The organism is Nitratireductor sp. ATLC21, from assembly GCF_057196525.1.
Window position 1 is genome coordinate 1 of sequence record NZ_JBXUOU010000001.1, and the last position, 24,525, is coordinate 24,525.

Genomic DNA, 24,525 nt, shown 5'->3' on the forward strand with positions numbered 1-24,525 from the left:
CTACTCGCTACTCGCTACTCGCTACTCGCTACTCGCTACTCGCTACTCGCTACTCGCTACTCGCTACTCGCTACTCGCTACTCGCTACTCGCTACTCGCTACTCGCTACTCGCTACTCCCCCCTTGCCGCGAATCACCCTCTGGTCTAACCCGAAACCATGGGAAAAGATTTGCTTCCGCCCGGTGGCGACGGCGGCGATGCCGTTGAGCCGGTCGATCTGAAAAAGGCGCTTGAAGAGCGCTATCTCGCCTATGCGCTGTCGACGATCATGCATCGTGCTCTGCCCGATGTGCGTGACGGGCTGAAGCCGGTGCATCGGCGCATTGTCCACACGATGCGTCTTCTGCGCTTGAGCCCCGATCAGGGCTTTGCCAAATGCGCCCGCATCGTCGGCGACGTGATGGGCAAGTTCCATCCGCATGGCGACCAGTCGATCTATGACGCTCTGGTGCGCCTGGCGCAGCCCTTTGCCATGCGCTATCCGCTGGTCGACGGGCAGGGCAATTTCGGCAATATCGACGGCGATAACGCGGCTGCCATGCGCTACACCGAAGCGCGCATGACCGAGGTCGCCTCGGAAATCCTGACCGGCATCACCGAGGATGCGGTCGATTTTCGCCTGACCTACAATGAGGAAGACGAGGAACCCACGGTTCTCCCCGGCGCCTTTCCGAACCTGTTGTGCAACGGTTCGTCGGGCATTGCCGTGGGCATGGCCACCTCGATCCCGCCGCACAATGCGGCCGAGGTCTGCGATGCGGCGCTCGCCGTCATCGACGATCCGGATATTGACCCCGACCGCCTTCTCGACTTCGTCAAGGGACCGGACTTCCCGACCGGCGGCATCATCGTCGAGGATCAGGCCTCGATCCGCGAAGCCTATGCCACCGGACGGGGCGGCTTCCGCGTACGGGCACGCTGGCACAAGGAAGATCAGGGGCGCGGCACGTGGACGGCCGTGGTCACGGAGATCCCCTATGGTGTGCAGAAATCGCGGTTGATCGAGAAGATCGCCGAGCTGATCATCTCGCGCCGGCTGCCGCTTCTGGAAGACATTCGCGATGAGAGCGCGGAAGACATCCGCATCGTGCTGGTGCCCAAGAGCCGCACCGTTGCACCGGAACTCCTGATGGAATCGGTCTTCAAGCTGACCGATCTGGAAAGCCGCTTCCCGCTCAACATGAATGTGCTTTCGCGCGGCAAGGTGCCGGGTGTCCTCTCGCTCAAGCAGGTCTTGCGTGAATGGCTCGACCATCGCCGTGAGGTGCTTCTGCGCCGCTCGCGCCACAGGCTCGCCGAAATCGAGAAGCGGCTGGAAATTCTGGCCGGCTATCTGGTCGCCTATCTCAACATCGACGAGGTCATCCGCATCATTCGCGAGGAGGATGAGCCCAAGAAGGTGATGATCGCGCGCTTCGAACTGACGGACACGCAGGCCGAGGCGATCCTCAACATGCGCCTGCGCGCCCTGCGCAAGCTCGAGGAATTCGAAATCCGCAAGGAGTTCGAGAAGCTTTCCGAAGAGAAGGAAGGCATCGAGGCGCTGCTCGCCTCTACCGCACGCCAGTGGAAGACGGTGCGCTGGGAGGTGGCCAAGGTGCGCCAGACCTTCGATCCGGAGAAGAATCAGGCTTTGGGCAAGCGCCGCACCACTTTTGCCGAAGCGCCGGAGCACGATCTGGAAGAGGTGCACGAAGCGCTGATCGAGCGGGAGCCGATCACCGTGGTGCTGTCCGAAAAAGGCTGGCTGCGCGCCATGAAGGGGCATCTGGCCGATTTCTCGTCTCTGTCCTTCAAGGAAGGCGACAGCCTCAAGATTGCCTTCCATGCGCAGACGACCGACAAGATCCTGCTCTTCACCACGGGCGGCAAGGTCTTCACCATCGGCGCCGATCGTCTGCCCGGTGGGCGCGGCCATGGTGAGCCGGTGCGCATCATGGTCGACATGGACAATGATCAGGCCATCGTGACAGCCTTTGCCCATGATCCGGAGCGAAAGCTTCTGGTGGTCTCTCATCTGGGCAACGGCTTCGTCGTGGCCGAGAAGGAGATCGTCGCCAACACCCGCAAGGGAAAGCAGGTGATGAATGTGAAGGCACCGGACGAGGCCAAGCTTTGCCTGCCGGTTTCGGGCGACCATGTGGCGGTCGTCGGCCAGAACCGCAAACTGCTTGTTTTCCCGCTCTCCGAAGTGCCGGAGATGTCGCGCGGCAAGGGCGTGCGCCTGCAGCGCTACAAGGATGGCGGCGTTTCCGACATCAAGACCTTCGCCATGGAAGAGGGACTTTCCTGGAAGGATTCGGCTGACCGGACCTTCGTCAAGACACGCGAGGAGCTCACCGAATGGATGGGCAACCGTGCCGCCGCCGGCCGCATGGCGCCGAAGGGTTTCCCGCGCACCGGCAAGTTCGGATGAGGATTTTGGGCCGGGCCTGAAGGAGGTCGTGCAGACAGAGGAGGGGCAAGATGCTGCACTGGATGAAAGGAATGAAACGGGCCACGGTGGCCATATCCCTGATCGGGATTTTGGGGCTCGTTCCGCCGGCCGCGGCGAAAGACAGTCTCCTTGAAGAGGCGGTCTCCTTTTCCGGACAGGTTCTTTACCTGCAGACGGATGTGCCAGGTCTCATCATTGGTGCCGTGCGGGATGGTGAAACCGCTGTCTTCGGATTTGGCGAAACCGCAAAGGGCAATGGCAAGGTGCCCGATGGCGACACGCTGATGCGGGTCGGCTCGATCAGCAAGGTGTTTACCGGTGCGGTTCTTGCAAGCCTTGCCGCCGATGGCACGGTTCAATTCACCGATCGGCTGCAGGACCGGCTGGGCTGGGACGTGGAGATCCCCGTTCTCGACGACAAGCCCATTCGACTGATCGATCTGGCGACCCACACGTCCGGCCTGCCGCGCGAGGTGGATGTAGAACGCGGCCCGGACGATGACCCGTTCTCCACCGTGACGAAGGAAGCCTATGCGAAGGCGCTTACGGAAGGCGCGCAACTTTTCCCCGCCGGAACGGGCGGGCTTTACTCCAATTTCGGGTTCGACATGCTGGCCGTTGCTCTCGGTTCTGCTGCGGACAAGCCCTATGCCGAGCTGCTTGCCGAGCGTGTGCTTGAGCCACTGGGGCTGAAAGACACCACGCTCGCGCCCGGTGAGGCTGATCGCGATCGCCTGATGCAGGGACACAATTTTGATGGTTCGCCCTTGCCGGATGTTCCCAACACGCCGGTCATGGCCGGAGCAAGCGGCCTCTACACGACCACAAATGACATGCTGAAATGGCTTGAGTGGCATCTCGACCGGTTTTCGCCGGACATGGCGGAAATGCGGATGCTCAACCATGCCTCCTATGTGCAGCGCGATGCGCTCGATCCGACCTATGGATTTGACGAATCCGGTCATATGGATGCGATGGGGCTTGGCTGGGTTGTGATGCAGCCGGAAGGTGATCGCCCGCTCCTGCTCCAAAAGGCCGGCGGGCGGCAGGGCATGTTCGTCTATCACGCCTTTGCCCCCACGCGTGGTGTGGGCGTGTTCGTCGCCATAAACGAGTTCGATTTCGCCGCTTCCATGCTGATGGCCGAAGTGGTGAACGACCTCATCGCCGATCTCGCACCGCGCTGATTTGCACTGCGCCGTGCGTCCTTCGACAAGCTCAGGATGAGGGATGTGAGAGCTTGGCGCGTGCCATGGGCGCCATCATCGCGTCCTCCGACAAGCTCGGGATGAGGGATGTGAGAGCATGGCGCGTGCCATGGGCGCCATCATCGCGTCCTTCGACAAGCTCAGGATGAGGGAGGATGGAGCACGCCATCCCGACATGAGATGACTGGCTCCTTGCGCCCCTCATCCTGAGCTTGTCGAAGGACGCACTCCCTCTCAGCGCACATTGTCCCTTCACGTCCGCGATTGTGGAAAAGCGCTTCTTGTGAGCGGCAGGCTACGGCGAATGACACTATCTTCGCCGCACCAATCGATTCAGGGAATTCCATGTCCGCAGACGCCAAACGCATTGCCACCCTCATCGCCGCCGAGATCAGCGCCAGACCGGAGCAGGCGGAAGCCGCCATCGGGCTTCTGGATGAGGGGGCGACCGTCCCCTTCATCGCGCGCTACCGCAAGGAGGTGACCGGCGGGCTCGACGACACGCAATTGCGCACGCTCTCCGAGCGGCTTTCCTATCTGCGCGAACTCGACCAGCGGCGCGACACGATCCTCGGGTCCATCCGCGAGCAGGGCAAGCTGACGCCGGAACTGGAGACGAAGATCGCCGCCGCCGCCACCAAGGCAGAGCTTGAAGACATCTATCTTCCCTACAAGCCCAAACGGCGCACCAAGGCGCAGATCGCGCGTGAGCGCGGGCTGGGGCCGCTCGCAGAGGCCATTCTGGCGGACCGCTCAAAGGTGCCGGCGGATCTCGCAAAGGACTATCTGGGCGAAGAGGTGCCGGATGAAAAGGCCGCGCTGGAGGGCGCGCGTGACATACTGGCTGAGCAGTTTGCGGAAAACGCCGACCTGGTTGGAAAACTGCGCAACCACATGAAGGAGCGCGCCGTGCTGCGTTCCCGGGTGGTTGAGGGCAAGGAAGAGGCGGGTGCGAAATTTTCCGATTATTTTGATCATTCAGAGCGCTGGGCAGGCGTGCCGAGCCACCGCGCGCTTGCCATGCTGCGCGGCCGCAATGAGGACATTCTGGCACTCGATCTGGAAGTGGATGCCGACGACACGAGCCCGCTAAAACCGGCCGTGCGCATGATTGCGGCAGCCTACGAGATCGGCGGGCAGCTTCCCGGCGACCAATGGCTGCTGGACGTCGCCGGCTGGACATGGCGTGTAAAACTCTTCCTGCATCTGAGCCTCGATCTGATGCGTGATCTGCGTGAACGGGCCGAGGAGGAGGCAATCAACGTCTTCGCGCGCAATCTGAAGGACCTGCTTCTGGCAGCTCCCGCCGGCACACGCGCGACGATGGGGCTCGATCCCGGCATCCGCACCGGCGTGAAGGTGGCGGTGGTGGATGCCACCGGCAAGCTCCTCGACACGGAAACGGTCTATCCGTTCCCGCCGCGCAACGATCTGCGCGGCAGCCAGGCAGCACTTTCCGCGCTTGTGCGAAAACATGGGGTGGAACTCATTGCCATCGGCAATGGTACCGCCAGCCGCGAGACGGAAAAAATGGTGGCCGACATGCTCTCCGACATGCCAGCACCCAAGCCGCTCAAGGTGGTGGTGTCGGAGGCGGGGGCTTCGGTTTATTCGGCTTCGCCCACGGCCGCGGCCGAGTTCCCCGATCTCGACGTGTCGCTGCGCGGGGCGGTCTCCATCGCGCGCCGGCTTCAGGATCCGCTGGCCGAACTGGTGAAGATCGAACCCAAGTCCATCGGCGTCGGTCAGTATCAGCACGATGTGGATCAGTACCGTCTGGCAAAGGCGCTCGATGCCGTAGTGGAAGATGCGGTGAACGCGGTGGGCGTCGACCTGAACACGGCATCGAAATCGCTTCTGGCGCGGGTTTCCGGCCTTGGTGAATCGATCGCCGAGGCGATTGTCGCGCATCGTGATGCCAATGGCGCGTTCTCCAGCCGCAAGGAGCTTCTGGAAGTGGCGCGGCTCGGACAGCGTACCTTCGAGCAATGTGCCGGCTTTCTGCGCATCCAGAACGGCACAGAGCCGCTCGACGCGTCATCCGTCCACCCGGAAGCCTATGGCGTTGCCCGCAAGATCGTCGCCTCATGCGGCCGCGACGTGCGCGCGCTGATGGGCGATGCCGGTGCGCTCAAGGCGCTCGATCCACGTGTTTTCGTGGATGATCGCTTCGGTCTGCCGACTGTGCGTGACATCATTTCCGAGCTTGAGAAACCCGGCCGCGACCCGCGTCCGGCCTTCCGCACGGCGACGTTTGCCGAGGGGATCGACGACATCAAGGACCTGAAGCCCGGCATGAGCCTCGAAGGCACGGTGACCAATGTCGCCGCCTTCGGCGCCTTCGTTGACATCGGCGTGCACCAGGACGGGCTCGTGCATGTCTCGCAGCTTGCCGACCGCTTCGTGAAGGATGCTCATGAGGTGGTGAAGGCCGGAGACGTGGTGAAGGTCCGGGTGCTTGAGGTGGACATCAAGCGCAAGCGTATCAGCCTTTCCATGCGCAAGGATGGCGGCAGCGCAGCTGGGGTCGGCGCAGGCGCAGGAACCGGTGCCGGTCGATCGCGCGATCAGGGCAAGCCCGCCCGTGCCGCGATGCCACGCAATGGCGGCGGCAAACCGGGCGGACGCGGCAGCGAACCGCAGGGCGCGCTGGCCGCAGCGCTCGCTCAGGCCATGAAGAAGAAATAGAGGGCGTTCGTCATTCCGCCCTCATAGCGGGTGACGCACCACGCCTTGCGCCAATCGCCGCTTGCGGCCTGAATGGAGTTGCCACAGCGAGTGCACGACCAGTGTGACGATGAGGATCGTGCCGCCGATGAGGGTGGCACGGCTGGGCACCTCGGAAAAGATCAGCCACACCCAGACCGGCGCCAGCACCGTTTCGAGTAGATAGAACATCGCCACTTCCGGCCCTGAAATGTATTTGGGGCCGTTGGACAGGCAGAAGAACGAGATCGGCATGATCACGGCCCCGTTGAGGATGATCCACCACGGGGCTTCGATGCGATAACCGGTTCTGGCGGTCATGATCGCCGCGACGACGCAAGGAAGCGCCACGGCCACCAGCGCGGCAAAGCCCATATCGCGACCGCTGCCACGTGTGATGGTGATCGCCGTGGCGAGCAGGAATGCGGCGCTCAGCGCCATCACGTCACCGAACAGGTTTCCCGCCCCGATGCCACCGCCGACGATGATCAAGACACCGATCAGCATAACGCCCATCGCTATCAGCGTGGCGGGTCTTGGTCTTTCCTTGAGGAACAACCATGAGAGAAGCGCGGCAAACATGGAGTTGAAGGCAAGAATGAAGACCAGATTGGCGGTAGAGGTGTTGTAGACGGCGGTGATGAAGCAGAGTGCCGAAAGCGCATAAAGGGCGGCGACCACAAGGCCCACGCGACCGGGGACGAGCGGCGGGACATTGCGCGTAAAAAGCCGCCACACGAACCATACGGTAAGCGCCACCGCGACCGTCAAGGCGCTGCGCACCATCAGGATCGGCCATGGGTCGCCATCGGCCAGCCGGATCAGCGGAATGTCGATGGTGAGCGCCATGCCGCCAAAGGCGGTCAGCGCAAGGCCCTTGGCGTGGGAAGATGGCGAGGGAGTGGGCATGAAGGACCCTTCCGGGACTGCGTGTCGGATGCAGGCGGGGGCGGTGGATGCGTCCTTCAGTCGACGCGTTCCCAACCCTGCGGGCCAAGGTGCTCCTGTGGCTTGAAGCGCACCTTATAGGCCATTTTGCGCGAGCCATTGACCCAGTAGCCCAGATAGACATGCGGCAGACCGGCAGCAACCGCTCGGTTGATGTGATCCAGGATCATGAAGGTACCGAGCGACCGGTCAGTGAGCTCCGGGTTGAAGAAGGAATAGACCATGGAAAGCCCGTCACCCATTGTGTCGGTGAGGGCTACGGCCATCAATTCGCCTTGTCCCTTGCCGGTGATGAAACTGTCGGGTCCGCGGCGGCGATATTCGATGACCTGCGTACTCACATGGGTGTCCTCCACCATCATCGCGTAGTCGAGAACGGTCATGTCCGACATGCCGCCCTTCTTGTGTCGGGCGTCGAGATAAGAGCGGAAAAGCGTGTATTGCTCCGTGGACGGTTCGGCCTCGTGCGCGGTGCCGATGAGATCGGCATTCTGTCTGAGAATGCGCTTCATGTTTTTTGTCGGCTGGAACTCCTGCGCAAGGATGCGCACCGAAACGCAGGCCCGGCAGGTTTCGCAGGCAGGGCGATAGGCGATGTTCTGCGAGCGGCGGAAGCCGCCCTGGGTCAGCAAATCGTTCAGTTCAGGGGCCTTGTCCCCCACCAGATGGGTGAAGACCTTCCGCTCAAACTGTCCTTCCAGATAAGGGCAGGGGGAGGGCGCGGTCAGAAAGAACTGTGGCGATTGGGCGGGTTGCTGCGTCATGTCGGTAGGGCGTCACTCCTGATCCTAAAGCCCATAATACCATGGGCCGACAAACGAAAACGTCAACCAAATTATCGCGACCAGAGGTGTTCCAGCCTTGATGAAATCGCGGAAGGAGTAGTGACCGGGACCCATGACCATCAGATTGGTCTGGTAGCCGATGGGGGTTGCAAAGGAGCAGTTGGCCGCGAAGATCGTTGCAGCAATGAAGGCCTCGGGAGGCGCACCTATTGCAGACGAAATTCCCAAAGCGATGGGGGTGAAGAGGACCGCGGTGGCGTTGTTGGAAAGAAAATTCGTGAGGATCGCAACGACGGCAAAATATCCCGACAGGATGACGGCGGGAGCCTGACCTTCGAGTGCAGAAACGGCGGCATCGGCAATGAGTTGGGCACCACCTGTGCGCTCCAGCGCCGTTGCGGCGGCAATGGCCGAACCCACCAGCAGGAAAATTTGCCGGTCGAAAGCACGGCCGGCCTGTGCGAGCGTCAGACAGCCCGTCGCAATCATCGCGAAGGCTCCGGCGACGGCCGTGGCGACGATGGGAGCGATATCGAGTGCTGCCGTAACGACGATTCCGGCGAAGATCACGAAGGCGATCCAGGCCTTGCGGCGCTGGGGAACGGGCTCTGCCGACCATTCCAGGACAAGAAGGTCATGGCTCTCCCGCAGATCCTCCAGTGCCCTGTCTGTGCCGCCGACGAGGATGGTGTCGCCTGGCTCGAGCCGTATGTCGGAAACCGGGGTGCGCCCCATTCGGCTTTTCCGTTGCACACCCAGCATGTGAACACTGTGCTCGGTCTCGATCCCTGCGTTCCGAATGGTCCGTCCGGCATGGCGGGAACCCGGCGGAATAACTGCTTCGGCGATGTGATAATCGGGCCCGACGGTGGCTGTGTCCGCTTCGGCAATGTGACCTGCCGCCCCGTGGGAAAGCGCCTGCGTGAAGGCCCGGCGGGTGGCCGTGACCATAAGACGGTCCCCCTCAGACAGGACCACATTCTCGAAAGGGGGGTGAAAACTCATTCCCCGCCGAACGATAAGGCGCGGTGTAAGATCGCCGAGACCTTGGAACAGGCCGGCCTTCGATTCCTTGCCTATGAATGGATGCCCCGGCACCACGCGGATTTCGCCGATGAACTGGGTTCCAGACTGCATCTGGCGGAATGTTTTTTCACTGCTCGAATCGCGCAGGATTCGCGGCATGACGAAAAAGACGTAGAGCGCCCCTGCAGCCGCCAAAAGCATACCAGGCATGGTGATGTCAAAGAAGCCGATCGAAATGCCGGCCTTGCCCGCAACGCCAGCCACCAGCAGGTTGGTGGAAGAGCCAATCAGCGTTGTCATGCCCCCTAGAATGGTCATGAAGGACAAGGGCATCAGCGCTTTGGAGACGGGGAAATTGCGCTGTGCAGCAAAGACGATCAGAACCGGAATGAAGATGACCACCACAGGGGTGTTGTTGAGAATGGCGCTCAGCATCGCCGCCGTGATCAGCGTTATGATGATGGTCCGTGTGCTCGAACTTCCGGCGGACTTTGCCAATATGCGTGCTGGTTTATCGAGTGCGTCCGTGGCGAACAGCCCCTGTCCGACGATAAGCAATGCCAGAACTGTTGCGAGTGCCGGATTGGCAAAACCCGACAGAAGCTCATCGGGTGGCAACGCACCGGAGGCGCCTTCATAGGGAAAGAACGCGAAGAGCGCCAGAAAGGCGACCAGGCTGCCAAGGGCGACGCTCTCTAGGGTGAAGCGCTCACTGACATAGGCGGCGACAGTCACGAGAATGATCGCGTAGGTCGCCCAGAGGTGAAAATCGGCCATGCAGGTCCCGTCGCTTGACGCTGTCAGCGCAGGCGATGATTTGCGCCTGCAATCTGCTGAGGAGAATAAGCACGGGCAGGCGCGCCGCAAGCATGGATTTGTTTCGTGCAGTGAAAAGCCGAACAAATGAGAGGAGCCGGTCGCCTCCATTGGGAAAGATTTTTGCTTGCCGTCGGCTGATGGTCAGGTTTCAGGGCTTCGCGCCCGGTATCAGGTTTTCGGCCGAGCCGAGGATGACAATGTCGAGCAAGCGGTCATGGAGGGTTTGCCTGTTGGCCAGAACGAAAGGCGCAAACAGGACGAGCGGTGTAAAGATCGTGGAGGTCGCCAAAAACAACAGAAAATGGGCTATGCCGTAGCGGGCCGTAATCTTCGTGTTGTCGAGGCGCTCAAGCCGCAGCCCGAGAACGCGCATCCCGAGAGTCGCTTGGCGACGCCCTCCCAAGGTGATGCCGATATAGAGCAGGACTATGGCCAGCGTCGCCACAGAGGCAATCGCTGCGGACATCGTATAGAAGGCATTGACGGATTGCTCGGAAAATCCATGCGTCGTAAGCCCCTGCGTTCCGCCGACCCCGGTCAGATATTCCATCAATAACGTCGCACCGACAGCGAGGGCGAAAGCCAAAGCGACATAAAGCGTATAATCGATGAAAAGCGCGAGAACGCGGCGGAGGTGCAGCCAATCTCCCTGCCGAATGTGAATTTCCGTTCTGCGGCTCTCAGGAGTGATCTCCCACCGGTGGGCGTCGTCAAAAGTATCGGTCATCGAAATACTCACTGTATCGAATATGCCCCCGTAGAGGCATCAATATACAGCGGCGCCCACAGCGTATAAATCCAAAGTATATGGTTGCGTTAATGATGCAACTTTTAGGAGTATTCAGCTCGAGCGAACGACAACGGTTCCCAACAGAAGATCGTGCACGGTGCGCTTGTGATCGAGAAAGAGGCTCGCAAGAAGAATAAGAGGGGTCAGGATCGCATTGCCCGCCCAGAAAAGGACGGTATGCACCACAGCCAGAAGTGCGTCGACGCGCCCGCCATCAAGACGCGCAAGCCGAATGTCCATGAACTGCATGCCAAGCGTCGCCTGTCGGCGGCCTCCCAAAGTCATCGCGACATAGAGAAGGGCGGTGAGGGGCGCGAGAATGCCGAACAGAAGCCAGCCGAGGCCCAATGTCATCACACCGAGCAGGGCAACCACGATTGCGACGGGGATCATCAACAGGCCGATCAGCAGGTAGTCGATAAAGAACGCCACAATACGGCGTGTGCGAACACCGCGATAAAGATATCCGTCATCCTGTGCGGTATTCAGGATTTCGCCATCAAGAGGCCGGGCTGTCATGAACAATGCCTTTCGGTTGGTTCAGCGCACAGATGGGGAGCCTTGCCTGTGGTTCAAGCTTTTCGGTGTGGAATCACAACAATTCCGCCATTTCCGGGGCAAAATAGGTGAGAATCCCGTCGCAACCGGCGCGTTTGAAAGCAAGAAGGCTTTCGATCATGGCTTTCTCGCCGTCAATCCACCCATTGGCCGCTGCAGCCTTGATCATCGCGTACTCTCCGGAAACCTGGTAGGCGAAGGTCGGAACGGCAAACGTGTCTTTCAGTCTGCGGGCAATGTCGAGATAGGGAAGGCCCGGTTTCACCATCAGCATGTCCGCTCCCTCCAGTAGATCCTGCTCGGCTTCCCGGATGGCCTCGTCGCTGTTTGCAGGGTCGATATAATAGGTCTTCTTGTCGCCCTTCAGAAGGCCGCCCGTACCGATCGCTTCACGATATGGTCCGTAGAAGGCGGAAGCGAATTTGGTCGCATAGGACATGATCGCAACATTCTGGAAGCCGTTTTGATCGAGCGCATCTCGGATGGCTCCGACACGCCCATCCATCATGTCGGAGGGGGCGATGATGTCGGCGCCTGCCGCGGCCTGGCCCACGGCTGCCATGGCGATGAGGGCGACTGTGTCGTCGTTCACAATCTCGCCGTCGCGCAAAATCCCGTCATGCCCGTGGCTGGTGAACGGATCGAGTGCCACATCGGTTATCACGCCGATTTCCGGCACCGCATCCTTGATCGCGCGCGTGGCCCGATTGATCAGATTGTCTGGGTCGAGACTGTGTGACCCGGTTTCATCTTTGCGTGCCGGATCGATATTGGGGAAGGTGGCGATGGCAGGGATGCCGAGTTTCGCCGCTCGTTCAGCCTGTTTCACCGCATGATCGACGGTGTGCCGCATAACACCGGGCATGGCCTCGAGTGGTTCCTGCCGGTTGTCGCCCTCCATCAGAAACAGCGGCCAGATAAGGTCATCGACCGTCAGGTGGGTCTCGCGCACAAGGCGGCGCGACCAGTCGGCCTTGCGGGTGCGGCGCAGGCGGCGGCCACCCGTGATCTCATCGACGGTGCGGCGGGTGCCCAGGCTGTTGATGGTGCTGGAAAACTTGTTCACGGCTTCGACTCCAGTGTGGCGTCTCTCTATCATGCTGGTGAAATCGGACCAAGTCCGCGTCCGGTGTCCTGTGGTCGCATCCGCTTATAGCATTGACGGCCCGGGTAGCGGCGAATAATCACCTGAAAGGGTTTGCTGTTTCTGCAACGATTGGGGGTTCCGGTGAAGGTCGATTTCGGTGGCGCTGGAGATATCCTGTTCGAACAGGTCGGGCGTGCCGGCATTGTGACCCTTTCCCGGCCTGCATCCTTGAACGCGATCAATCACAGCATGGTCAGCGCTCTTGCACGGGCGCTTTCGGCCTGGGAAGCCGACAATGCGGTCGAGCGCGTCATCATTCGCGGGGAGGGGCGGGCCTTCTCTGCGGGCGGCGACATTCTGGATGTGTACCGTGCCGGCCTCGAAGGCAGAGCCAGCCCTGATTTCTTTGCTGACGAATACCGGCTCAACGCCGCGATTGCCCGTTTTCCAAAACCCTATATTGCGCTGATCGACGGTATCGTCATGGGCGGAGGGGTCGGCGTCTCCTTCCATGGCTCCCATCGCGTGATGACCGAAAATGCGGTTTTCGCTATGCCCGAAGTGGGAATCGGGTTCTTCCCCGATGTTGGCGGCAGTCATCTTTTGTCGCGTTTGCCCGGCGAACTGGGCATGTACCTCGCCCTGACCGGAAACCGCATTCGTCGTGGCGATGCCTGCGCGGCGGGGCTGGCAACGCATTCGGTCGATGCCGGGAGCCTTACGGCACTTACCGAAGCACTCTGCGATGCCGACAATGTGGACGGCACGCTTTCCTCCTTTGGTGTCGCTGCCGAGCCGGAACTGAATGAGGGCATCAGACATGCAATAGCGCGCCATTTTTCCTTCGAAAGCCTGGCTGAAATTCTGGAATCGTTGTCTCAGGATCAGGACGACTGGGCGCGTCAGACCCTGGCAACGATTGAAAAGCGTTCCCCCACCAGCCTTTGTGTCGCGTTCCGCCAGTTGCGGGCAGGCGCCATGCTGGAAATGGATGAATGCATGACCATGGAGTTCCGAATCCTCAACCGGATGCTTGCAGGGCATGATTTCTACGAGGGCATACGCGCCGTCCTGGTGGAAAAGGGCAGCACCCCTCGCTGGCAGCCCGAAACGCTGGACGAGATCAGTGAAGACCACATCAACGCGTATTTCGCGCCATTGACCGGCGGGGAGCTGAGCTTGTGAACGGCGAGACGCTATCGGGCCTGGCGCCTTCCCGACCGTCCCAACTCGACACTCTCTATTCCGGGTTTCATCGCGCCATAGCGGCCGCCTGCCTGGCCATGGGCATTTTTTATTGGGTGCGCCTTCTGGGTTTCTATCCCGGGCTGATGTGGCGGTTTGATCTGATGCCGGTCCACTGGCAGATTGCCAGCGTCATTTTAGCCGTCATCTATCCCTTTGCTTCGGTTGGCCTTTGGCTGATCGCCCCATGGGGTGCCGTCATCTGGTTTTTGTGCGCGGCCGCCGAAGTGGTGATGTACGGCCCATTATCGGATCTGTTTGGAGACAATTATCCACTGATCGGCTTTCATCTTCTGGTGGCCGTCAGCTATGGCGCGTTGCGGTTTGTCCGTTATCACAGCAGGCGCAAAGCCCTGCAGTAGCGCGCGCCGTCTTCAGTGGCGCGTCCAACCTCCTCTCAAGCTTTCATCGAATGTCTGCGGTCCGGTTTACCGGCTGTTAGCTGTATTTGCAGGGTCGACTTTTGTAAGGCGTTGTTAAGGCTAGTGTTTAAGTCGAATTTTAGAAGCATTCGATAGGGTCAGGCCAAGGTGAGACAAAAAACAAAAATCACCGGCGTCAAACGAGAGGCTTTAGTTATGAATACTTCGCGACCCGCGGCGAAACCTGCCGCTAACAATGATGAACGCAAAGATGCACTGCGTTCTCTTTATCTCGAATCTCTCCAGCTCGTGGAGCGACTGCACCGCCGTCTGCTCGACGTGATCAAGGACGAGTTCGAGCGCAACGGACGCAGCGACATCAACGCCATTCAGGCATTGCTGCTTTTCAACATTGGTGACACGGAACTGACAGCAGGCGAGCTGCGCTCTCGCGGCTACTATCTCGGCTCCAACGTCTCCTACAATCTCAAGAAGCTGGTTGATCTCGGCTTCGTCAACCACCAGCGTTCGCGTGTGGACCGTCGTTCGGTGCGCATCAGCCTGACGCCCAAGGGTGTGCAGGTCGCCAAGGTGGTCGAGGGGCTCTACAACCGCCACATCGGCTCCATCGAGCAGGTGGGTGGCATCAGCCCCGACGAGTTCAGCCAGATGAATCGCGCCCTGCAGCGGCTGGATCGCTTCTGGAACGACTCGATCGCATATCGCATGTAGTCTCATCTTGATCACCTGGCTGCGCGCCGGTGTGCAGCCAATGAAGGCCGGCGTGGCGGGACGCCGGCCTTCACGTGTTTGTTATCAGGCTCAAAGTGACGTGTGGTCACGTTAAAGTCATAATCCAGTGGAATTGAGCCTCCTGAAGACCGCGTGGCAGAATTTGCCAATTTATCATCAGGGTTCGCGGATTCTTAACGCAGTTGCGGCATGTAAGGCTGCAGGACTGCATGCAGCACCTTTGAAGGGGCTGACGACCCTAGAGAGCACGGATACGCGTATGAACACGAACCGCCGCATGTTTTTAACCGGAGCCGGCGCGGCCGCAACGGCAGCGATGACCGGAGCCGCCAACGCGCAGGATCTGATTGAGGCAATCATCCGTTCGCCGCGGCGCGGGGCCTGGAACGACCAGTTCGATGCACGGGCAAGCAGCGGCGGCAAGGTGGCAACCAACCTTCCGATCTTCAGCCAGGAAACGGTCGCCTATCTCGAGCGCGCGATCATGGAGTATTCCAACATTGTCGCGCAGGGCGGCTGGCCCCGTGTGCCCGACGATAAGAAACTGGAACTCGGTGTCGTTGACCCCAATGTGGAGATTCTTCGCCGCCGTCTCATGATTTCCGGCGATCTTTCCCAGCGGGCCGGGATTTCCCAATCGTTCGATTCCTACGTCGATGCCGCAGTAAAGCGTTTTCAAGCGAGACATGGTCTTCCGGCGGACGGCGTGACCGGGCGCCATACCTTCGCTGCTCTCAATGTTCCCGCAGCAATCCGTCTTGGCCAGCTCGAAACCAATCTGGTCAGGCTCCGGTCCATGTCCGGCTTCCTTGGCGACCGGTATGTGGTTGTGAACATTCCCGCTGCCGAAATTGAAGCGGTGGACAACGGCCGTGTGATGCTGCGCCATACGGCGATCGTCGGCAAGGTCGACCGCCAGACACCGATCCTGAATTCCAAGATCAACGAAATCATCATCAATCCTTACTGGAATGCGCCGGTTTCGATTGTCCGCAAGGACATTATCCCGCTGATGCGCAAGAACCCGAACTATCTGACGGACAACAATATCCGCCTGATCGCGCCCGATGGCAGCGAGGTGGATCCGTTGACGGTGGACTGGTCGACAGACGACGCGGCCAAATACCGGTTCCGCCAGGATCCGGGCCGGATCAACGCCATGGCGTCGATCAAGATCAATTTCCCGAACCCGCATGCGGTCTATATGCACGACACGCCGCAGCAGGGCCTGTTCCGCGATCTCGACCGGTTTTATTCGTCGGGTTGCGTACGCGTTCAAAACGTGCGCGACCTCGTCACCTGGCTTCTGCGCGAGACCGATGGCTGGGACCGCCGGCGCATCGAGCAGACGATCCAGACGGAGGAAGATGTGCGGGTGGCGCTCAGCAATCCGGTACCGGTCTATTTCACCTACATCTCGGCCTGGTCGACGGGCGACGGTGCTGTGCATCTGCGCGACGACATTTATGGACGGGACGGGGCGAGCGAATTGCAGATTTCGACGGCGCTCTGATCCATCCACCCATGGTGAATTGCCGCAGCCGCCCGGAAACGGGCGGCTGTTGCGTTCTTGGAGCATAAAATTTCGCCGGCAGGCGTGGTGAGGTCGGGGGAAAAGTGCTAGATGCGCCACTTCCGCATTTGATCCATCATCGAAGGGGACACACCGCCATGGCAATTGCGACCGCCGCCGCTTCCAGCGAGACCGACGCATTCTTCACCCGGCCGCTCGAAGACAGCGACCAGGAAATCTTTTCCGCAATCCGTCAGGAACTTGGCCGCCAGCGTCATGAGATTGAGCTGATTGCCTCGGAAAACATCGTTTCGCGCGCCGTGATGGAAGCGCAGGGCACGGTCCTGACAAACAAATATGCGGAAGGGTACCCGGGCAAGCGGTATTATGGCGGTTGCCAGTATGTCGACATTGTCGAGGAACTGGCTATCGAGCGCGCCAAGAAGCTTTTCGGCTGCGAGTTCGCCAATGTGCAGCCCAATTCCGGTTCGCAGATGAACCAGGCCGTGTTCCTCGCGCTCCTGCAGCCCGGCGACAGCTTCATGGGGCTGGATCTGAACTCAGGCGGCCACCTGACGCATGGCTCTCCGGTCAACATGTCCGGCAAGTGGTTCAACCCCATCTCTTATGGCGTGCGCAAGGACGACCATCTTCTCGACATGGACGAGGTGGAACGGCTCGCCAAGGAACACAAGCCGAAGCTTATTCTGGCTGGCGGCACTGCTTATTCACGCGTCTGGGACTGGAAGCGCTTCCGCGAGATCGCCGACGAGATCGGCGCTTATCTGATGGTCGACATGGCGCACATTGCCGGCCTCGTTGCCGGTGGCCAGCACCCGTCGCCGCTGCCGCATGCCCATGTGGTCACCACCACGACGCACAAATCTCTGCGTGGTCCGCGCGGCGGCATGATCCTGACCAATGACGAAGCATTGGCGAAAAAGTTCAATTCGGCCGTGTTCCCCGGTCTTCAGGGCGGTCCGCTTATGCATGTGATTGCCGCAAAGGCGGTTGCGCTGGGCGAGGCGCTCAAGCCGGAATTCAAGACCTATGCGCGCGATGTGGTGGCGAATGCGCGTGCCTTGGCCGAAAGCCTGAAGGAGACCGGCCTCGACATCGTGTCGGGCGGCACCGACAACCATTTGATGCTCGTGGACCTGCGTCCGAAGAACGCCACGGGAAAGCGTGCCGAGGCTGCCCTTGGCCGCGCCAACATCACCTGCAACAAGAACGGGATTCCGTTCGATCCCGAAAAGCCCTTCGTGACGTCGGGTATCCGTCTTGGCACGCCTGCCGGCACCACGCGTGGCTTTGGCACGGCCGAGTTCCGCGAAATCGGCCAGCTGATCGCCGAGGTGCTCGACGGTCTCAAGGCAGCGAACTCTGACGAGGGCAATGCCAAGGTCGAACAGGCTGTGAAGGACAAGGTGATCGCACTCACCGAGCGCTTCCCGCTCTACCCCTATCTGGGGTAAGCAATCACGAACGGATTCGTGAACAAGGGCTCAACATGCGCTGTCCCTACTGCCAGTCGGAAGACACACAGGTAAAGGATTCCCGCCCCGCAGAAGACGGGGCGGCGATCCGGCGACGGCGCGCCTGTCCCGATTGCGGCGGGCGTTTCACCACTTTCGAGCGCATTCAGCTGCGCGATCTGGTGGTGGTCAAGCGGTCGGGCCGCAAGGTGCCATTCGACCGTGACAAACTGATGCGCTCCTTCGACATCGCGCTCAGAAAACGCAATGTGGAGCCGGAGCGCGTGGAACGTGCTGTGACCGGCATCGTGCGCCAGCTCGAAAGCTCGGGCGAGACGGAAATCCCCTCCGACGACATCGGCCTGCTGGTCATCGATGCGCTGAAGGCGCTGGATGACGTGGCGTATGTGCGTTTTGCCTCGGTCTACCGCAATTTCCGCGAAGCGAAGGACTTTCAGGACGTGCTGGGCGAGCTGAAGGGCAAAGAGGACTGAGAATGGAGAGCGGGCCGGCAAGCGAGCTCGACCGGCGCTTTATGGCGGCTGCGATCCGGCTGTCGCGCCGCAATCTCGGTCTGACCGGCACCAATCCCTCCGTTGGAACGCTCATCGTGCGCGATGGACGCATCGTCGGCAGGGGCGTCACCGCGATTGGCGGGCGCCCGCACGCCGAGCCGCAGGCGCTGGCGGAAGCTGGCGAGGCGGCGCGTGGTGCGACCGCCTATGTTACGCTCGAACCTTGTGCCCATCACGGTCGCACACCCCCTTGCGCCAATGCGCTTGTCTCTGCCGGTGTTACCCGTGTGGTGGGGGCGGCGAGCGATCCCGATCCGCGCGTGAGCGGCAGGGGCTACGCCATTCTGCGCGAGGCGGGCATCGAGGTGGTCGAGGGTGTACTGGCACAAGAGGCGGCCGACATGCTGCGTGGGTATCTCACGCGATCCGAGAAGAAACGGCCGGAAGTGATTCTCAAGCTTGCCATATCCGCCGATGGCATGATCGGGCGGACAGGCGAGGGGCAGGTCGCGATCACAGGTCCGGTATCGCGCCGGCAGGTTCACATGATGCGAGCGGAAAGCGACGCGATTCTCGTCGGTATCGGGACGGCGCTGGCCGACGATCCGTCGCTGACCTGCCGGCTTTCGGGGCTTGAACATCGCTCGCCGCTGCGCGTCGTGCTCGACCGGGGAATGAGGCTTCCGGTGCAGTCCGCTCTGGCACGGACCGCCCGCGATGTGCCGGTTCTGGTGACAGCGGCGGAAGACTGCCAGCCGGAACGCCGAAAGGCACTGGCAGAAGCCGGCGTCGATTTTCTCGGTGTCGAGCTCCATGACGGAGAGATCGCGCTGCCGGAATTTCTGGAAGATCTGGCAGCGCGGGGCATCCTCACCCTGATGGTGGAGGGTGGAGCCTACACGGCCCGGATGTTCCTCGAGGAAGGGCTGGTTGACCGGCTCGCACTCTTTGTTGGGCCATCGAAAATCGGCCCTGGAGGGATTGCCGCGCCTCTTGATCGCGACCATATCCCGGAAGGTTTTCGCCTGCTGCGCGAGGCGCGGTTCGGCGACGATGTGTACCTGGAATATGTGAAAGGCGAGCGATGTTCACCGGCATTGTCACGGACATAGGCGTGGTGCAGTCCGTCACCCCGCGCGACGAAGGGGTGCTGTTGCGCATCGAGACCAATTTCGATCCCGAGACGATCGATATCGGTGCTTCCATTGCGTGCGCCGGTGTGTGCCTCACCGTGGTGAAACTGTCAGAAGCGGGCGCGAACACGCGCTGGTTCGAGGTGGAGGCGTGGGAAGAGGCCCTGCGGCTGACCACGGTTTCCGACTGGCAGCAGGGACAGCGCATCAATCTGGAGCGCGCGCTAAAGGTGGGCGACGAATTGGGGGGACATATCGTCTCGGGTCACGTGGACGGTATGGCGGAAATCGTCGAGCGCAGGGATGAAGGCGAGGCCGTTCGCTTCGTACTCGCAGCGCCGAAGGAACTGGCGAAGTTCATTGCGCCGAAAGGCTCGGTGGCGCTGGACGGCACGTCGCTCACGGTCAACAGCGTTGACGGCGCGCAATTCGATGTCCTGCTCATTCACCACTCGCTTTCCGTCACCACCTGGGGAGAGCGAAAGGTGGGCGACCGGGTGAATATCGAGGTCGATACGATGGCGCGATACGCCGCACGGCTTGCGGATGCCGCCAAAGAGGCTTAAGGCAGCGCTCTCATTCTAAATTTAATGCCGTGTGGAGAATGTCCATGGCCGATGCGCGCGCCTTTAGGTTGCTGATCGTCGAAGCCCGTTTTTACGACCATTTGGCCGATGGCCTTCTTGAAGGTGCAAAGGCAGCACTGGATGCCGCCGGTGCGGCCTATGATGTGGTAACGGTTCCCGGAGCGCTTGAAGTGCCCGCAGCGATTGCCTTCGCCGCGACTGGCAATAGCGGTCCGCTTTATCATGGTTACGTAGCGCTCGGCTGCGTTATCCGCGGCGAGACCTATCATTTCGATGTGGTTGCCAATGAATCGAGCCGCGCGCTGATGGACCTCGCCGTGCAGAAGAATCTTGCTATCGGCAATGGCATCCTGACCGTCGAGAACGAGGCCCAGGCGCTTGCCCGCATCGAGAAGAGCGAGGGCACCAGCGGCGAAAGCATGGGCAAGGGATATTTCGCCGCCGAAGCGGCACTGACGATGATTGCGCTCAAGCAGCGCATGGGAGCTTGATGTGACCGAACCGACCGCAGACGGCTTTCGCCCGGCCAACAAACGGGGTTCAGCCCGCCTTGCAGCCGTTCAGGCGCTTTACCAGATGGATGTGGCGGGCACGGGCCTGCTCGAGACCACGGCGGAATACGAGCTTTTCCGGCTTGGGAAGGAAATCGACGGCGAGCTTTACCGCGATGCCGATCCGCAGTGGTTTCGCGCCATTCTGTCGGGCGTTGTCGAGGACCAGAAGACGATCGACCCAGTGATCCGCAAGGCGCTGACGGAGGATTGGCCGCTCTCGCGCCTCGATTCGACGCTGCGTGCCATCCTGCGCGCCGGTGTCTACGAGCTTACACGGCGCAAGGATGTGCCGGTGGCCGTGATCGTTTCGGAATATGTGGACATCGCCAAGGCGTTCTACACCGAGGACGAGCCGAAGCTCGTCAATGCAGTGCTCGACCGGGTTGCCCGGCGCAGCCGCAATGAGGGCAGGGGGAAAGACCCCGAATGACCGGAACACGCGATGACCTGTACCGCGAGGCAAAACGCACCGCTCTGATTCTTGCCTCAGCACAGGCCATCGTCGGCTCCGCTGCCCCGATCGCCATCTCCATGGGCGGTCTCGCCGGTTTCTATCTGCTCGGCAGCGACAAGTCGCTCGCAACGGCACCCGTAACGGGTTTCAATCTCGGCATCGCGCTTGGCGCGCTTCCCGCTGCCGCGCTGATGCGCGCGGTGGGGCGTCGCAACGGTTTTATGGCCGGCGGACTTGTCACGGCAAGCGGCGGTTTCGTGGCCGCAACAGCCCTGTTTCAAAGCAGTTTTTGGCTTTTTGCAATTGGCCTCCTTCTCACGGGCATAGGCAATGCCTTTCTGCAGCAATACCGTTTCGCCGCCGCCGACAACGCGCCGGCCGATTTCAAGCCCCGCGCCATTTCGTGGGTTCTTGGCGGCGGCATTTTTGCCGCAATCATCGGCCCGCAAACCGTCATCTACACCCGGGACCTTTTTGCTCCGGTGCAGTTTGCCGGCGCTTTTGCAGCCCTCGTCGTGCTGGGACTTATGGGATCGTGCATCCTGTCTTTCCTGCGCCTGCCGAAGGAAACACCGTCGACGGTGCTTGATGATCAAGAACCGGCCCGCCCGCTGGTCCAGATTCTGTTGCAGCCCCGCTTTCTGGTCTCGCTTTTCTGCGGCATTGCTTCCTATGCACTGATGAGCTTCGTCATGACGGGTGCGCCTCTTGCCATGGTTGGCTGCGGTTTTACGCCTGACGAGGCCACGCTCGGCATTTCCTGGCACGTGATGGCAATGTTTGCGCCGAGTTTCATCACTGGCCGGCTGATCGCTCGCTTCGGCAAGGAAACCATTGTGGCTACGGGATTGCTGACCCTGATTGCCTGCGCCATCGTGGCATTGTCGGGCATTGCGTTGTGGCAATTCTGGACTGCACTGATCCTGCTTGGCATTGGCTGGAACTTCGGCTTTATCGGCGCAACGGCGATGGTGGCCGAATGCTACCGGCCATCGGAGAAGAACGGCGTTCAGGGTGTGCACGACTTCCTACTGTTTTCGACCACTGCCTTCTCCTCGCTTATGTCGGGCCAGATCTACAATGCGTTCGGCTGGAATATGCTCGCATGGATTGTGATTCCCGTCGCCGGTTCCTGCCTTCTGGCATTGGGAGTCATGGCGATCAGCCGGCGTAGACGTCAGCTTGCCTGAGCCGGCAATGCCGGTCAGCACAAGGCCCCGAGGCTGATTCCCTTCGGGTCTGCGACAATTTATCCCAGCACACGCTTGACGTCTCCGCGCGCCTTCGCCCAAGCTGCGCGCATTGGGCCGGGAGGGGCGCGAATGCCGCCGGCCTTTTCAGCGTGACCCGGGAGGGGGTTCCAGTCGCGGGTCGAAATCAAGGGATAGATTGGCAATGAACATGCTTTACGTGGTCATCGCCTGCGGTGTGCTTTCCATACTCTATGCCATCTGGGCAACCCGGTCGGTGCTCGCCGCCGATCAGGGCAATGCACGCATGCAGGAAATCGCCGGTGCAATCCGGGAGGGTGCGCAGGCTTATTTGACAAGGCAGTACACCACTGTCGCCATTGTTGGCGTCGTGGTATTCGTTCTCGCATGGTGGCTTCTCACCGGCGTGGCGGCCATCGGCTTCCTCATCGGTGCAGTGCTTTCGGCCGCAGCCGGCTTTATTGGTATGCACGTTTCGGTGCGCGCCAATGTGCGCACGGCACAGGCTGCCTCCAACAGCCTGGCAGCCGGCCTCGACATCGCCTTCAAGTCCGGTGCGATCACCGGCCTGCTGGTGGCGGGTCTCGCGCTGCTGGGGGTGTCAGTCTATTTCTGGGTCCTCACCGGGCCGCTCGGCCATGCGCCGACAGACCGTATCGTCATCGACGCGCTGGTGGCGCTCGGCTTCGGCGCGTCGCTCATCTCCATCTTCGCGCGCCTCGGCGGCGGCATTTTCACCAAGGGTGCTGATGTCGGCGGCGATCTGGTGGGCAAGGTGGAAGCGGGCATCCCCGAAGACGATCCGCGAAACCCGGCCACCATCGCCGACAATGTGGGCGACAATGTCGGCGACTGCGCCGGCATGGCCGCCGATCTGTTCGAAACCTATGTGGTGACCGTCGTCGCCACCATGGTGCTCGCCTCGATCTTCTTCACGGTCGAGGTGGCGTTGACGCTCATGCTCTTCCCGCTGGTCATTGGTGCTGCCTGCGTGGTGACGTCGATCGTCGGGACGTTTTTCGTCAAGCTGGGCTCCAACAACTCCATCATGGGCGCGCTCTACAAAGGCTTCTGGGCGACCGCCGCTCTTTCGGTCGTCGCGCTTGGCGGCATTGTCTGGGGCTGGCTCGGTGCTTCCACAACCTTCTCGGCGAGCAATGGTGCCGAGTTTACCGGCATGTCGCTCTTCTGGTGCGGCGTTGTGGGGCTCGGTGTCACCGGGCTCATCATCTGGATCACCGAATATTATACGGGCGTCGGCTACCGGCCGGTGCGTTCCATCAGCCAGGCATCGGTGACCGGCCATGGCACCAATGTCATTCAGGGCTTGGCGGTTTCGCTTGAGGCAACGGCGCTTCCAGCTATCGTCATTATTGCCGGCATCATCCTGTCGTTCAATCTTGCGGGGCTCTTCGGTATCGCCATCGCCGTGACAACGATGCTGGCACTGGCAGGCATGGTCGTGGCGCTCGATGCGTTCGGTCCGGTGACGGACAATGCCGGCGGCATCGCCGAGATGTCGGATCTGCCGAGCGAAGTTCGCCAGACGACCGACGCGCTCGATGCGGTCGGCAACACCACCAAGGCGGTGACCAAGGGCTATGCCATCGGGTCTGCCGGTCTCGGTGCGCTGGTGCTTTTCGCGGCCTATACGGAAGACCTGAAATATTTCGCGGCGAATGCGCAGCCGGGTACTTTCTTTGAGGGCGTAAGCGTCGATTTCTCTCTCTCAAACCCCTATGTGGTCGCCGGCCTTCTCTTCGGTGGCCTTTTGCCTTTCCTCTTCGGCGGTCTGTCCATGACGGCGGTGGGCCGCGCCGGCGGTGCCATCGTGCAGGAAGTGCGCCGGCAGTTCCGTGAAAAGCCGGGCATAATGGAAGGCAGGGAGAAGCCTGACTATGGCGCGGCGGTCGACCTTCTCACCAAGGCGGCGATCAAGGAAATGATCGTGCCTTCGCTCCTGCCGGTACTATCGCCGCTGGTGGCGTTTGCGGTCGTCTACGCCATTGCTGGAAAGAGCGAGGCCTTCTCGGCCCTTGGTGCGATGCTCCTCGGCGTCATCGTGACAGGTCTGTTCGTGGCAATTTCCATGACCGCCGGAGGCGGCGCTTGGGACAATGCCAAGAAATCCTTCGAGGATGGTTTCGTGGATGCTGACGGCACCAAGCACGAGAAGGGATCGGAGGCCCACAAGGCTTCGGTGACCGGCGATACGGTGGGAGACCCCTACAAGGACACCGCAGGGCCGGCTGTGAACCCGATGATCAAGATCACCAACATCATCGCGCTGTTGCTCTTGGCGGTTCTGGCACACTGACAGGCTGACAGGGGCTGCATTTGTAGCCGTCAATGAAAAAG

Annotated in this window: 21 protein-coding genes; 15 read left to right on the forward strand and 6 right to left on the reverse strand. The window is 60.9% G+C overall.

Annotated elements, in window-relative coordinates; all coding sequences use genetic code 11:
- Positions 1 to 158 precede the first annotated feature (158 nt).
- The 3 genes from parC to AC2CHD_RS00015 all read left to right on the forward strand — a co-directional run bounded on the left by parC (position 159) and on the right by AC2CHD_RS00015 (position 6,334).
- Positions 159 to 2,417, forward strand: a complete 2,259-nt coding sequence (gene parC / locus AC2CHD_RS00005) for a DNA topoisomerase IV subunit A (protein WP_484552148.1) — start codon at positions 159 to 161, stop codon at positions 2,415 to 2,417.
- Between the two features lie 71 nt (positions 2,418 to 2,488).
- Positions 2,489 to 3,625, forward strand: a complete 1,137-nt coding sequence (gene ampH / locus AC2CHD_RS00010) for a D-alanyl-D-alanine-carboxypeptidase/endopeptidase AmpH (protein ID WP_484552149.1) — start codon at positions 2,489 to 2,491, stop codon at positions 3,623 to 3,625.
- Positions 3,626 to 3,991: 366 nt separating this feature from the next.
- On the forward strand, positions 3,992 to 6,334 hold the full coding sequence (locus AC2CHD_RS00015) for a Tex family protein (RefSeq protein WP_484552150.1): 2,343 nt from the start codon (positions 3,992 to 3,994) through the stop codon (positions 6,332 to 6,334).
- A 21-nt stretch (positions 6,335 to 6,355) separates the two neighbouring features.
- Here AC2CHD_RS00015 and AC2CHD_RS00020 read toward each other — a convergent pair whose 3' ends face one another.
- The 6 genes from AC2CHD_RS00020 to hemB all read right to left on the reverse strand — a co-directional run bounded on the left by AC2CHD_RS00020 (position 6,356) and on the right by hemB (position 12,344).
- Positions 6,356 to 7,261: a DMT family transporter gene (locus tag AC2CHD_RS00020; protein WP_484552151.1), complete on the reverse strand. Its 906-nt coding sequence runs from the start codon at positions 7,259 to 7,261 to the stop codon at positions 6,356 to 6,358.
- A 56-nt stretch (positions 7,262 to 7,317) separates the two neighbouring features.
- Positions 7,318 to 8,064: an arginyltransferase gene (locus tag AC2CHD_RS00025; RefSeq protein WP_229447249.1), complete on the reverse strand. Its 747-nt coding sequence runs from the start codon at positions 8,062 to 8,064 to the stop codon at positions 7,318 to 7,320.
- A 24-nt stretch (positions 8,065 to 8,088) separates the two neighbouring features.
- Positions 8,089 to 9,888: an SLC13 family permease gene (locus tag AC2CHD_RS00030; RefSeq protein WP_229447248.1), complete on the reverse strand. Its 1,800-nt coding sequence runs from the start codon at positions 9,886 to 9,888 to the stop codon at positions 8,089 to 8,091.
- A gap of 190 nt (positions 9,889 to 10,078) precedes the next feature.
- A complete protein-coding gene (locus tag AC2CHD_RS00035) occupies positions 10,079 to 10,657 on the reverse strand; it encodes an RDD family protein (RefSeq protein ID WP_484552152.1) in 579 nt (192 codons plus the stop codon).
- Between the two features lie 114 nt (positions 10,658 to 10,771).
- Entirely contained in the window at positions 10,772 to 11,239 is a 468-nt protein-coding gene (locus AC2CHD_RS00040) for an RDD family protein (protein ID WP_229447246.1), read from the reverse strand.
- Positions 11,240 to 11,312: 73 nt separating this feature from the next.
- Positions 11,313 to 12,344, reverse strand: a complete 1,032-nt coding sequence (gene hemB, locus AC2CHD_RS00045; RefSeq protein WP_484552153.1) for a porphobilinogen synthase — start codon at positions 12,342 to 12,344, stop codon at positions 11,313 to 11,315.
- 162 nt (positions 12,345 to 12,506) lie between these two features.
- Between hemB and AC2CHD_RS00050 the strand changes: the two genes are divergently transcribed.
- The 12 genes from AC2CHD_RS00050 to AC2CHD_RS00105 all read left to right on the forward strand — a co-directional run bounded on the left by AC2CHD_RS00050 (position 12,507) and on the right by AC2CHD_RS00105 (position 24,484).
- Positions 12,507 to 13,550: an enoyl-CoA hydratase/isomerase family protein gene (locus tag AC2CHD_RS00050; protein WP_484552154.1), complete on the forward strand. Its 1,044-nt coding sequence runs from the start codon at positions 12,507 to 12,509 to the stop codon at positions 13,548 to 13,550.
- Complete coding sequence (locus AC2CHD_RS00055; RefSeq protein ID WP_229447243.1) at positions 13,547 to 13,972, forward strand: DUF6163 family protein; 426 nt, start codon at positions 13,547 to 13,549, stop codon at positions 13,970 to 13,972. The genes AC2CHD_RS00050 and AC2CHD_RS00055 overlap by 4 nt, the downstream gene beginning before the upstream one ends.
- Positions 13,973 to 14,188: 216 nt before the next feature.
- Complete coding sequence (gene ldtR / locus AC2CHD_RS00060) at positions 14,189 to 14,704, forward strand: transcriptional regulator LdtR (protein ID WP_229447242.1); 516 nt, start codon at positions 14,189 to 14,191, stop codon at positions 14,702 to 14,704.
- 280 nt (positions 14,705 to 14,984) lie between these two features.
- Positions 14,985 to 16,238: a L,D-transpeptidase family protein gene (locus AC2CHD_RS00065; RefSeq protein ID WP_229447241.1), complete on the forward strand. Its 1,254-nt coding sequence runs from the start codon at positions 14,985 to 14,987 to the stop codon at positions 16,236 to 16,238.
- A 158-nt stretch (positions 16,239 to 16,396) separates the two neighbouring features.
- Positions 16,397 to 17,713 carry a serine hydroxymethyltransferase gene (gene glyA / locus AC2CHD_RS00070; RefSeq protein WP_484552155.1) on the forward strand — a complete coding sequence of 439 codons (1,317 nt, stop codon included), beginning with the start codon at positions 16,397 to 16,399 and terminating at the stop codon, positions 17,711 to 17,713.
- Between the two features lie 35 nt (positions 17,714 to 17,748).
- Complete coding sequence (gene nrdR, locus AC2CHD_RS00075; RefSeq protein WP_025031595.1) at positions 17,749 to 18,207, forward strand: transcriptional regulator NrdR; 459 nt, start codon at positions 17,749 to 17,751, stop codon at positions 18,205 to 18,207.
- Positions 18,208 to 18,209: 2 nt separating this feature from the next.
- Complete coding sequence (gene ribD, locus AC2CHD_RS00080) at positions 18,210 to 19,340, forward strand: bifunctional diaminohydroxyphosphoribosylaminopyrimidine deaminase/5-amino-6-(5-phosphoribosylamino)uracil reductase RibD (RefSeq protein ID WP_484552156.1); 1,131 nt, start codon at positions 18,210 to 18,212, stop codon at positions 19,338 to 19,340.
- Positions 19,313 to 19,927 (forward strand): riboflavin synthase, encoded by a 615-nt coding sequence (locus AC2CHD_RS00085; protein WP_484552157.1) that lies wholly within the window; start codon positions 19,313 to 19,315, stop codon positions 19,925 to 19,927. The genes ribD and AC2CHD_RS00085 overlap by 28 nt, the downstream gene beginning before the upstream one ends.
- Before the next feature lie 44 nt (positions 19,928 to 19,971).
- Entirely contained in the window at positions 19,972 to 20,439 is a 468-nt protein-coding gene (gene ribH, locus AC2CHD_RS00090; protein ID WP_484552158.1) for a 6,7-dimethyl-8-ribityllumazine synthase, read from the forward strand.
- Position 20,440: 1 nt separating this feature from the next.
- A complete protein-coding gene (gene nusB / locus AC2CHD_RS00095; protein WP_065817708.1) occupies positions 20,441 to 20,932 on the forward strand; it encodes a transcription antitermination factor NusB in 492 nt (163 codons plus the stop codon).
- The gene (locus AC2CHD_RS00100) at positions 20,929 to 22,146 is read left to right on the forward strand and encodes an MFS transporter (RefSeq protein WP_484552159.1); all 1,218 of its coding nucleotides are present in this window, start codon (positions 20,929 to 20,931) and stop codon (positions 22,144 to 22,146) included. Before nusB ends, AC2CHD_RS00100 begins: the two co-directional genes overlap by 4 nt.
- A 205-nt stretch (positions 22,147 to 22,351) precedes the next feature.
- The gene (locus AC2CHD_RS00105; RefSeq protein WP_484552160.1) at positions 22,352 to 24,484 is read left to right on the forward strand and encodes a sodium-translocating pyrophosphatase; all 2,133 of its coding nucleotides are present in this window, start codon (positions 22,352 to 22,354) and stop codon (positions 24,482 to 24,484) included.
- Positions 24,485 to 24,525 lie beyond the last annotated feature (41 nt).